At 40.7% G+C, this 10,183-nt stretch carries 21 protein-coding genes; all 21 read left to right on the top strand.

Annotated features, from left to right (window positions below; all coding sequences use genetic code 11):
- The first annotated feature begins 1 nt into the window (after nt 1).
- From rplC to secY, 21 genes are read left to right on the top strand one after another with little or no spacing between them, the layout of a single operon-like run.
- On the top strand, nt 2-631 hold the full coding sequence (gene rplC / locus ACVWXS_RS10570) for a 50S ribosomal protein L3 (RefSeq protein WP_368637315.1): 630 nt from the start codon (nt 2-4) through the stop codon (nt 629-631).
- 26 nt (nt 632-657) lie between these two features.
- Nucleotides 658-1,281: a 50S ribosomal protein L4 gene (gene rplD, locus ACVWXS_RS10565; RefSeq protein ID WP_139859731.1), complete on the top strand. Its 624-nt coding sequence runs from the start codon at nt 658-660 to the stop codon at nt 1,279-1,281.
- Complete coding sequence (gene rplW / locus ACVWXS_RS10560; RefSeq protein ID WP_068986543.1) at nt 1,281-1,565, top strand: 50S ribosomal protein L23; 285 nt, start codon at nt 1,281-1,283, stop codon at nt 1,563-1,565. Before rplD ends, rplW begins: the two co-directional genes overlap by 1 nt.
- Before the next feature lie 47 nt (nt 1,566-1,612).
- Nucleotides 1,613-2,443, top strand: a complete 831-nt coding sequence (rplB, locus tag ACVWXS_RS10555; RefSeq protein ID WP_456958163.1) for a 50S ribosomal protein L2 — start codon at nt 1,613-1,615, stop codon at nt 2,441-2,443.
- 60 nt (nt 2,444-2,503) lie between these two features.
- Nucleotides 2,504-2,782 (top strand): 30S ribosomal protein S19, encoded by a 279-nt coding sequence (rpsS, locus tag ACVWXS_RS10550; RefSeq protein ID WP_402987069.1) that lies wholly within the window; start codon nt 2,504-2,506, stop codon nt 2,780-2,782.
- 22 nt (nt 2,783-2,804) lie between these two features.
- The gene (gene rplV, locus ACVWXS_RS10545) at nt 2,805-3,149 is read left to right on the top strand and encodes a 50S ribosomal protein L22 (protein ID WP_004233639.1); all 345 of its coding nucleotides are present in this window, start codon (nt 2,805-2,807) and stop codon (nt 3,147-3,149) included.
- A 3-nt stretch (nt 3,150-3,152) separates the two neighbouring features.
- Nucleotides 3,153-3,806: a 30S ribosomal protein S3 gene (rpsC, locus tag ACVWXS_RS10540; RefSeq protein ID WP_025116438.1), complete on the top strand. Its 654-nt coding sequence runs from the start codon at nt 3,153-3,155 to the stop codon at nt 3,804-3,806.
- 1 nt (nt 3,807) lies between these two features.
- The gene (gene rplP, locus ACVWXS_RS10535) at nt 3,808-4,242 is read left to right on the top strand and encodes a 50S ribosomal protein L16 (protein ID WP_054767906.1); all 435 of its coding nucleotides are present in this window, start codon (nt 3,808-3,810) and stop codon (nt 4,240-4,242) included.
- On the top strand, nt 4,232-4,432 hold the full coding sequence (gene rpmC, locus ACVWXS_RS10530) for a 50S ribosomal protein L29 (RefSeq protein WP_004233646.1): 201 nt from the start codon (nt 4,232-4,234) through the stop codon (nt 4,430-4,432). The genes rplP and rpmC overlap by 11 nt, the downstream gene beginning before the upstream one ends.
- An 18-nt stretch (nt 4,433-4,450) precedes the next feature.
- On the top strand, nt 4,451-4,714 hold the full coding sequence (gene rpsQ, locus ACVWXS_RS10525) for a 30S ribosomal protein S17 (RefSeq protein ID WP_053482810.1): 264 nt from the start codon (nt 4,451-4,453) through the stop codon (nt 4,712-4,714).
- A 43-nt stretch (nt 4,715-4,757) separates the two neighbouring features.
- Nucleotides 4,758-5,126 carry a 50S ribosomal protein L14 gene (rplN, locus tag ACVWXS_RS10520; protein ID WP_004233650.1) on the top strand — a complete coding sequence of 123 codons (369 nt, stop codon included), beginning with the start codon at nt 4,758-4,760 and terminating at the stop codon, nt 5,124-5,126.
- Between the two features lie 35 nt (nt 5,127-5,161).
- Nucleotides 5,162-5,470 (top strand): 50S ribosomal protein L24, encoded by a 309-nt coding sequence (gene rplX / locus ACVWXS_RS10515; RefSeq protein WP_053482809.1) that lies wholly within the window; start codon nt 5,162-5,164, stop codon nt 5,468-5,470.
- Between the two features lie 28 nt (nt 5,471-5,498).
- Entirely contained in the window at nt 5,499-6,038 is a 540-nt protein-coding gene (gene rplE, locus ACVWXS_RS10510; RefSeq protein ID WP_368637317.1) for a 50S ribosomal protein L5, read from the top strand.
- A gap of 22 nt (nt 6,039-6,060) precedes the next feature.
- Nucleotides 6,061-6,246 carry a type Z 30S ribosomal protein S14 gene (locus ACVWXS_RS10505; protein ID WP_004233656.1) on the top strand — a complete coding sequence of 62 codons (186 nt, stop codon included), beginning with the start codon at nt 6,061-6,063 and terminating at the stop codon, nt 6,244-6,246.
- 29 nt (nt 6,247-6,275) lie between these two features.
- Nucleotides 6,276-6,674: a 30S ribosomal protein S8 gene (gene rpsH / locus ACVWXS_RS10500; protein ID WP_008181717.1), complete on the top strand. Its 399-nt coding sequence runs from the start codon at nt 6,276-6,278 to the stop codon at nt 6,672-6,674.
- 30 nt (nt 6,675-6,704) lie between these two features.
- Nucleotides 6,705-7,244: a 50S ribosomal protein L6 gene (gene rplF, locus ACVWXS_RS10495; protein ID WP_368637318.1), complete on the top strand. Its 540-nt coding sequence runs from the start codon at nt 6,705-6,707 to the stop codon at nt 7,242-7,244.
- Between the two features lie 32 nt (nt 7,245-7,276).
- Nucleotides 7,277-7,636 carry a 50S ribosomal protein L18 gene (gene rplR, locus ACVWXS_RS10490; protein WP_083227117.1) on the top strand — a complete coding sequence of 120 codons (360 nt, stop codon included), beginning with the start codon at nt 7,277-7,279 and terminating at the stop codon, nt 7,634-7,636.
- 21 nt (nt 7,637-7,657) lie between these two features.
- Nucleotides 7,658-8,161 (top strand): 30S ribosomal protein S5, encoded by a 504-nt coding sequence (gene rpsE / locus ACVWXS_RS10485; protein WP_068986538.1) that lies wholly within the window; start codon nt 7,658-7,660, stop codon nt 8,159-8,161.
- 13 nt (nt 8,162-8,174) lie between these two features.
- Complete coding sequence (rpmD, locus tag ACVWXS_RS10480; RefSeq protein WP_068986537.1) at nt 8,175-8,357, top strand: 50S ribosomal protein L30; 183 nt, start codon at nt 8,175-8,177, stop codon at nt 8,355-8,357.
- A 34-nt stretch (nt 8,358-8,391) separates the two neighbouring features.
- On the top strand, nt 8,392-8,832 hold the full coding sequence (gene rplO, locus ACVWXS_RS10475; RefSeq protein WP_010860592.1) for a 50S ribosomal protein L15: 441 nt from the start codon (nt 8,392-8,394) through the stop codon (nt 8,830-8,832).
- A complete protein-coding gene (gene secY, locus ACVWXS_RS10470) occupies nt 8,832-10,127 on the top strand; it encodes a preprotein translocase subunit SecY (RefSeq protein ID WP_368637320.1) in 1,296 nt (431 codons plus the stop codon). Before rplO ends, secY begins: the two co-directional genes overlap by 1 nt.
- Nucleotides 10,128-10,183: the final 56 nt, after the last annotated feature.

The following is a 10,183-nucleotide window of genomic DNA, read 5'->3' as shown; positions in this document are numbered from 1 at the left end:
AATGGCTAAAGGAATCTTAGGTAGAAAAATCGGTATGACACAAGTTTTCGCTGAAAACGGCGATTTAATCCCGGTAACAGTTATTGAAGCTACTCCAAACGTAGTTCTTCAAAAGAAAACTGTTGATACAGACGGCTACGAAGCGATCCAAGTTGGTTTCGAAGACAAGCGCGTTAAGCTTTCTAACAAACCAGAACAAGGTCACGTAGCAAAAGCGAACACTGCTCCTAAGCGCTTCATTCGTGAATTCCGCAACGTGAACGTGGGAGAATACGAAGTTGGTCAAGAAGTCAAAGTAGAAATTTTCGCAGAAGGCGATGTAATTGATGTAACAGGTGTTACTAAGGGTAAAGGTTTCCAAGGTGTAATTAAACGCCATGGTCAATCTCGTGGTCCTATGGCCCACGGTTCTCGTTACCACCGTCGTCCTGGTTCAATGGGTCCAGTTGCTCCGAACCGCGTATTCAAACAAAAGAAATTACCTGGTCAAATGGGTGGCACTGTAGTTACAATCCAAAACTTAGAAATCGTGAAAGTTGATGCGGAACGTAACTTACTACTTGTTAAAGGTAATGTTCCTGGTTCTAAAAAAGCTCTAGTTACAGTTAAAACTGCAATTAAAGCTAACTAATCACTTCAAGAAAGGAGGAAACAGGAATGACAAAAGTATCTGTACTTAGTCAAACAGGTGCTTCAGTTGGTGAAATCGAGTTAAACGAAGCGATCTTCGGAATCGAGCCAAATGAAGCAGTATTATTCGACGCTGTAGTTGCACAACGCGCTTCTCTTCGTCAAGGTAATCATAAGGTTAAAAACCGTTCTGAAGTTGCTGGTGGTGGTCGTAAACCATGGCGTCAAAAAGGAACTGGTCGTGCTCGTCAAGGTTCTATCCGTTCTCCACAATGGCGCGGCGGTGGTATCGTATTCGGTCCAACTCCACGTAGCTACTCTTACAAATTACCTAAAAAAGTTCGTCGTTTAGCTCTTAAATCTGCTTTATCAGCTAAAGTAGTAGAACAAAACTTCTTAGTTCTTGATGCTCTTACACTAGCAGCACCAAAAACAAAAGAATTCACAAAAATCCTTAAAGATCTTTCTTTAGAGAAAAAATCTTTATTCGTTACTGCTGACCTAGATGAAAACGTAGCATTATCTGCTCGTAACATCCCTGGTGTAACAGTTTTAACTGCAAATGGAATCAACGTTCTTGATCTATTAGGTCATGAAAAAGTTGTATTCACAAAATCTGCAGTAGAAAAAGTTGAGGAGGTGCTTGGATAATGGAAGCACGTGATATTTTAAAACGTCCGGTCATTACTGAGCGTTCTTCAGAACTTATGGCAGAGAAAAAGTATACTTTCGAAGTAGACACTCGCGCTAACAAAACTCAAGTAAAAGACGCTGTAGAAGAAATCTTTGGTGTAGAAGTTGAGAAAGTAAACGTTCTTAACTACAAAGGTAAATTCAAACGCGTTGGCCGTTACGGTGGTTACACTAACAAACGTCGTAAAGCGATTGTTAAATTAACTGCGGACAGCAAAGAAATTGAATTATTCGAAATGTAATCCTTAATGGATTTATGATTTGAACACTTAAGAAGGAGGGAAACACAATGGCGATTAAAAAGTATAAACCTACCTCTAATGGTCGTCGTAATATGACGTCTTTAGACTTTGCGGAAATCACAACTAACAAGCCTGAGAAATCATTGCTTGAACCAACTAAACGCAAAGCTGGTCGTAACAACCAAGGTAAAATCACTGTTCGTCATCATGGTGGTGGTCATAAGAAGCAATACCGTGTTATCGATTTCAAACGTGTTAAAGATGGCATTCCGGCAAAAGTTGCTACTATTGAATATGATCCAAACCGTTCTGCGAATATCGCATTAATTAATTACGCTGATGGAGCAAAAGCTTACATCTTAGCACCAAAAGGTCTAGAGGTTGGTCAAACAATCGTATCTGGCCCAGATGCTGATATTAAAGCAGGTAACGCATTACCATTAGCAAACATTCCAATGGGTACTACAATCCATAACATCGAGTTAAAACCTGGTAAAGGTGGACAATTAGTACGTTCTGCTGGTACTTCTGCGCAAGTACTTGGTCGTGAAGATAAGTACGTAATCGTTCGTCTTCAATCTGGTGAAGTACGTTTAATCTTAGCTACTTGCCGTGCTACAATCGGTCAAGTTGGTAACGAACAACACGAACTTGTAAACATCGGTAAAGCAGGTCGTAGCCGTTGGTTAGGTAAACGCCCAACAGTTCGTGGTTCTGTAATGAACCCTAACGATCACCCACACGGTGGTGGTGAAGGACGTTCTCCAATCGGACGTAAATCACCAATGACTCCTTGGGGTAAACCAGCACTTGGTTACAAAACTCGCAAGAAGAAAAACAAATCGGATAAATTCATCATCCGTAGTCGTAAAAAATAAAGTGGTTAAACTACGGTTCTATGTGAGAGCCGTGGTGGAATCACGGAGGGAGGTTCCTTCATGGGCCGCAGCTTGAAAAAAGGACCTTTTGTCGATGACCACTTAATGAAAAAAGTGGAAGCGCAAGAGGGTTCTGAGAAAAAACAAGTTATTAAAACTTGGTCACGCCGTTCTACAATCTTCCCGACTTTCATCGGTTTAACGATTGCTGTATATGATGGACGTAAACATGTTCCTGTATACGTAACAGAAGATATGGTAGGCCACAAACTTGGTGAGTTCGCACCGACACGTACTTACAAAGGTCACGGTGCAGACGACAAGAAAACAAGACGCTAATTTTGAGAGGAGGTAAATCCTAATGACACAAGCTAAAGCTATCGCTCGCACAGTACGCATTGCCCCTCGTAAAGTACGTCTAGTTGTCGACTTAATCCGAGGCAAGCAAGTTGGTGAGGCAGTTGCAATTTTACGTCATACTCCAAAAGCGGCGTCTCCAGTCGTTGAAAAAGTATTAAAATCTGCAGTTGCTAACGCTGAGCACAACTACGATCTTGACATCAACTCTTTAGTAGTTTCTGAAGTATTCGTTGATGAAGGTCCAACATTAAAACGTTTCCGTCCACGTGCACAAGGACGTGCAAGCGCAATTAACAAACGCACAAGCCACATTACTCTAGTGGTATCTGAGAAGAAGGAGGGTTAATCCGTGGGTCAAAAAGTACATCCAATAGGACTGCGCGTTGGTATTATTCGTGACTGGGAGTCAAAATGGTACGCTGAAAAAGACTATGCAACTCTACTTCACGAAGACATCAAAGTGCGTAAATATATTGAAACGGCTCTTAAAGACGCTTCTGTTTCTAAAGTAGAAATCGAACGTGCTGCAAACCGTGTAAACATTACAATTCACACTGCGAAACCAGGTATGGTAATCGGTAAAGGTGGTACTGAAGTTGAAAATCTTCGTAAATACCTTAGCGAGTTAACTGGTAAACGTGTACACATTAACATTATCGAAATCAAACGTGCTGATCTTGACGCTCGTCTAGTAGCTGAAAATATCGCTCGTCAATTAGAAAACCGTGTATCATTCCGTCGTGCGCAAAAGCAAGCGATCCAACGCACAATCCGTGCTGGTGCAAAAGGAATTAAAACACAAGTATCTGGTCGTTTAGGTGGCGCTGATATCGCGCGTGCTGAACACTATAGTGAAGGAACTGTTCCACTTCATACTCTACGTGCTGACATCGACTATGCACACGCAGAAGCTGACACTACTTACGGTAAATTAGGCGTTAAAGTATGGATCTACCGTGGTGAAGTTCTTCCTACGAAGAAATCTGTGGAAGGAGGCAAATAATATGTTATTGCCTAAACGCGTAAAATACCGTCGTGAACACCGCGGAAACATGCGTGGCGAAGCGAAAGGCGGCAAAGAAGTATCTTTCGGCGAATGGGGCTTACAAGCTCAAACAGCTAGCTGGATTACTAACCGTCAAATCGAATCTGCCCGTATCGCGATGACTCGTTACATGAAACGTGGCGGTAAAGTTTGGATTAAAATCTTCCCGCACAAGCCTTACACTAAAAAACCTCTAGAAGTCCGCATGGGTTCTGGTAAAGGTTCTCCTGAAGGCTGGGTAGCAGTAGTAAAACCAGGAAAAGTAATGTTCGAAATTGCTGGTGTATCTGAAGAGGTAGCACGTGAAGCACTTCGTTTAGCATCACATAAGCTTCCTGTTAAATGTAAGATCGTAAAACGTCAAGAAACTGGTGGTGAATCTAATGAAAGCTAATGAAATCCGTGACCTTGCCACTTCTGAAATCGAATTAAAAGTGAAATCACTGAAAGAAGAGCTTTTCAACCTTCGCTTCCAATTGGCGACTGGTCAATTAGAAAACACAGCTCGTATTCGTGAAGTGCGTAAAGCAATCGCGCGTATGAAAACTGTTATTCGTGAAAGAGAAATCAGTGCAAATAACTGATAAAGGAGGTTTTCAAGTATGACTGAGCGTAATCAACGCAAAGTTTACACGGGCCGCGTTGTTTCAGATAAAATGGACAAAACAATTTCTGTTTTAGTTGAAACTCACAAAAAGCACAAGCTTTATGGTAAACGTGTAAAATACTCTAAAAAGTTTAAAGCTCATGATGAGTTAAACACAGCGAAAATCGGTGATATCGTACGTATCATGGAAACTCGCCCGCTATCAGCTACTAAACGATTCCGTCTAGTTGAAGTTGTAGAAAAAGCGGTTATTATTTAATAACTATTTCGGAACAACCAATTTCCGAAGGGAGGTAACCTAAGTGATCCAACAAGAAAGTCGTATGAAAGTTGCTGACAACTCAGGTGCACGTGAAGTTCTTACAATTAAAGTGCTTGGTGGCTCTGGCCGTAAAACTGCTAACATCGGTGATATCGTTGTTTGTACAGTTAAGAAAGCAACACCAGGTGGCGTTGTCAAGAAGGGTGACGTTGTTAAAGCTGTTATCGTTCGTACTAAATCAGGCGTACGTCGTAAAGATGGTACGTACATCAAATTTGATGAAAATGCTTGTGTAATTATTCGTGATGATAAATCACCACGCGGAACTCGTATTTTCGGACCTGTTGCACGTGAATTACGTGACAGCAACTTCATGAAAATCGTTTCTCTAGCTCCAGAAGTTCTTTAATTTCATGATAGTGCCAATCAAGGAGGTGCGACAGCATGCATGTAAAAAAAGGTGACAAGGTTAAGGTAATCACTGGTAAGGATAAAGGCAAAGAAGGCGTAATCCTTGCTGCTTACCCTAAACAAGATCGCGTTCTTGTTGAAGGTGTGAACATCGTGAAAAAACACGTAAAACCTAACCAATTGAATCCACAAGGTGGAATTGTTAGCCAAGAAGCTGCAATTCACGTTTCGAACGTAATGCTAATCGATCCTAAATCTGGCGAGCCGACTCGTGTAGGTTATAAAATCGAAAACGGTAAAAAAGTTCGTGTTGCAAAAAAATCAGGTGCAGTAATCGACTAACTAGTATAAAAAGAAGGGAGGTACAAACATGAGCCGCCTAAAAGAAAAATATTTAAATGAAGTTTCAACTGCTCTTATGAGCAAGTTTGGATATGAATCAGTTATGCAATTACCGAAAGTTGACAAAATCGTTATCAACATGGGTGTTGGTGATGCAGTTCAAAACTCAAAAGCATTAGATTCAGCTGTAGAAGAATTAACAATTATCACTGGTCAAAAACCAGTTGTAACTAAAGCGAAAAAATCGATCGCAGGTTTCCGTCTACGTGAAGGTATGCCTATCGGTGCTAAAGTTACATTACGCGGTGAGCGTATGTATGAATTCTTGGACAAATTAATCTCAATTTCACTACCTCGTGTACGTGACTTCCGCGGTGTTTCTAAAAAAGCATTCGATGGTCGCGGTAACTACACTTTAGGTGTTAAAGAGCAATTAATTTTCCCAGAAATCGATTACGATAAAGTTTCAAAAGTACGCGGTATGGACATCGTGATCGTAACGACAGCGAACTCTGACGAAGAAGCTCGCGAGTTATTGACACAATTCGGTATGCCGTTCCAAAAGTAATTTAAACAAGGAGGGCGAAAACGTGGCTAAAAAATCTATGATCGTTAAACAACAACGTAAGCAAAAGTTTAAAGTGCAAGAATATACACGTTGTGAACGCTGTGGTCGTCCACACTCTGTATATCGCAAATTCAAACTTTGCCGTATTTGTTTCCGAGAACTTGCATATAAGGGACAAATTCCTGGCGTGAAAAAAGCCAGCTGGTAATCCCCTAATTTGGGAAGGAGGTAAATGTAATGACAATGACTGATCCGATTGCAGATATGCTTACTCGCATTCGTAATGCGAACATGGTTCGTCACGAGAAGTTAGAAGTACCAGCTTCCAACGTGAAAAAAGAAATCGCTGAAATTTTAAAGCGCGAAGGTTTCGTACGTGACGTAGAATACGTAGAAGATAACAAGCAAGGTATTATCCGTATCTTCTTAAAATACGGTAAAGATAACGAGCGTGTTATCACTGGTTTAAAACGTATTTCTAAACCTGGTCTACGAGTATATGCTAAAACAAATGAAGTGCCTAAAGTACTGAACGGTCTTGGTATCGCTTTAGTGTCAACTTCACAAGGTCTATTAACTGATAAAGAAGCTCGCGCTAAACAAGTTGGCGGCGAAGTTCTAGCATACGTTTGGTAATTAGCAATAAATGAATGGAGGTGCAACTAAATGTCTCGTGTAGGTAAAAAAATTATCGAGGTACCAGCTAACGTAACTGTTACTGTTGCAGCTGAAAACACTGTTACTGTTAAAGGTCCTAAAGGCGAACTTGTTCGTTCTTTCCACCAAGATATGAAAATTGAGCAAGAAGGTAACGTGATTACTGTATCTCGTCCTTCTGACTCAAAAGAACACCGCACAAACCACGGTACAACTCGTGCGCTTTTAGCGAACATGGTTACTGGTGTTTCTGTAGGTTTCGAAAAATCATTAGAACTAATCGGTGTCGGTTACCGTGCGCAATTACAAGGTAAAAAACTTGTTCTTAACGTAGGTTACTCTCACCCAGTTGAGTTCACACCTGAAGATGGTCTAGAAGTAGAAGTACCTTCTAACACTAAGATCATCGTTAAAGGTATTAGCAAAGAACGCGTTGGCGCTCTTGCATCTAACATCCGTGACGTTCGTCCACCAGAGCCGTACAAAGGTAAAGGTATCCGTTACGAAGGCGAATACGTTCGTCGTAAAGAAGGTAAAACAGGTAAATAATGCTGTCTAAGCATTAGAAAGGAGTGACCCTTGTGATTACGAAACAAGATAAAAATCAGGTTCGTAAAAAACGTCATGCACGTGTACGTTCTAAAATTTCGGGTACTGCTGAGCGTCCACGCTTAAACGTATTCCGTTCTAACAAGAACATTTACGCGCAACTTATCGATGACGTAGCAGGCGTAACACTTGTTAGCGCATCTTCTCAAGAAAATGGTTTTGAAGGTGCTGGTAGCAATGTTGATGCTGCAACTAAAGTCGGTGAAACAATCGCAAAACGCGCTACGGAAAAAAATATTACTGCTGTAGTATTTGACCGTGGTGGTTACTTATATCATGGACGTGTAAAAGCTTTAGCTGAAGCTGCACGTGAGAACGGTTTAGAATTTTAATAAGAAGGAGGGACACATTTCATGAGTCGAATTGACGCAAACAAACTTGGAGAACTTGAAGAACGCGTAGTTACTATTAACCGTGTTGCTAAAGTTGTTAAAGGTGGACGTCGCTTCCGCTTCACAGCATTAGTTGTTGTTGGCGATAAAAACGGACATGTAGGTTTCGGTACTGGTAAAGCTCAAGAAGTGCCAGACGCTATCCGCAAAGCTGTTGAAGATGCGAAGAAAAACTTAATCGAAGTGCCACGCGTAGGTGGAACAACTCCACACTTAGTGCAAGGTCGCTTTGGTGCAGGAGAAATCCTAATTAAACCTGCTGCTCCTGGTACAGGGGTTATCGCTGGTGGTCCAGTACGTGCCGTACTAGAACTTGCTGGTATTACTGATATTCTTTCAAAATCACTTGGATCTAACACACCAATTAACATGGTGCGTGCAACTATTCAAGGTTTAACTGAATTAAAACGCGTAGAGGACGTAGCGAAATTACGTGGTAAATCAGTGGAAGAAATATTAGGATAAGGGGGGAAAGATAATGGCTAACAAATTACAAATCACCCTTACAAAATCAGTGATTGGTTCTAAACCAGCACAACGTAAAACTATTGAAGCATTAGGTTTACGTAAATTAAACCAAACTGTTGAGAAAGCTGATAATGCAGCAACTCGCGGTATGATAGATGTAGTAGCTCACTTAGTTACTGTAAAAGAAAACTAATTTTTAATTAACGAACAAGGAGGTGCCATCCAATATGAAACTTCATGAGTTAAAACCAGCAGAAGGTTCCCGTAAAGTACGTAACCGCGTAGGTCGCGGTATCGGTTCTGGTAACGGTAAAACTGCAGGTAGAGGTCATAAAGGTCAAAACTCTCGTTCTGGCGGCGGTGTACGCCCAGGATTCGAAGGTGGTCAAAACCCTTTATTCCGTCGTTTACCGAAACGCGGCTTTACTAACATTAACCGTAAAGAGTACGCGATCGTTAATCTTGATACATTAAACCGTTTTGAAGATGGTGCAGAGGTAACAACTGCATTATTACTTGAAACAGGTTTAGTGAGCAATGAAAAAGCTGGAATTAAAGTTCTTGGAAACGGAACTCTTAATAAAAAGCTTACAGTAAAAGCTCATAAATTCTCAGCTTCGGCTAAAGAAGCAATTGAAAATGCCGGCGGAACTACTGAGGTGATTTAATGTTTCAGACAATCTCTAACTTTATGCGTGTTCGAGATATACGAAATAAAATCATTTTCACTCTTCTAATGTTAATCGTTTTCCGTATTGGTACGTTTGTACCAGTACCGAACGTTGACGCTAATGTATTAAAGGCAACTGATGAGTTCAATCTCGTTGGTTTCCTAAATACTTTTGGCGGTGGTGCTTTAAAGAACTTCTCTATCTTTGCGATGGGGATTATGCCTTACATCACTGCTTCAATCATTGTTCAGTTATTGCAAATGGACGTAGTACCGAAATTTGCTGAGTGGGCAAAGCAAGGTGAAGTCGGAAGACGTAAACTTGCTCAATTTACTCGTTACTTTACAATTGTTCTTGCTTTTATCCAATCATTCGCGATGTCATTTGGTTTTAATAAAATGTATGGTGGATCATTGATTAAAGAAGAAGGAGTTTTAACTTACGTTACGATTTCTATTGTATTGACAGCGGGTACAGCATTCCTAGTATGGCTTGCTGAACAAATTACTGCGCATGGTGTTGGGAATGGTATTTCTGTTATAATTTTCGCAGGTATCGTTGCGGCATTACCAACAAGTATCAACCAAATCTATGCACAGCAAATCGAGGGCGCTGGTGATAAATTATTTATCAATCTAGTGATTCTTGGATTACTTGTTTTAGTTATGCTTGCAGTTGTTGTTGGGGTTATCTACGTGCAACAAGCACTACGTAAAATTCCAATTCAATATGCAAAACGAGTTACTGGACGTAACCAACAAACTGGTGGTCAACAAACGCATTTACCGTTAAAAGTGAATGCTGCAGGGGTTATTCCGGTAATCTTTGCATCAGCGTTTCTAATGACACCACGTACGTTAGTTCCGTTCTTTGGTGAAAGTGCCGTAACAACATTCATTGAAAACACGTTTGATTATACAAAACCTGTTGGAATGATTCTTTACGTTGCATTGATCGTCGCGTTCACATATTTCTATGCATTCGTACAAGTGAATCCGGAAAATGTGGCAGATAACTTGAAAAAACAAGGTGCTTACATTCCAGGTATTCGTCCTGGTGAAAGCACACAAACGTATTTAACAAGCGTGTTATATCGTCTGACATTTGTCGGTGCGATTTTCTTAACTGTTATTTCTGTAATGCCGATTATATTCACAAATTTTATGAATCTACCTGCCACAGTGCAGATCGGTGGTACTAGTATAATTATCGTGGTCGGCGTAGCGCTAGAAACGATGAAACAGCTAGAATCTCAACTTGTTAAACGTCACTACAAAGGCTTTATGAAATAATGTTGGTTTTTAGGGAACGTTCTATCGTTTCCTGAAATCAGCAAACCTTTTGTGGG

It is taken from the genome of Lysinibacillus sp. TE18511, assembly GCF_054062295.1.
This window is presented reverse-complemented; position numbering and strand designations above follow the sequence as displayed.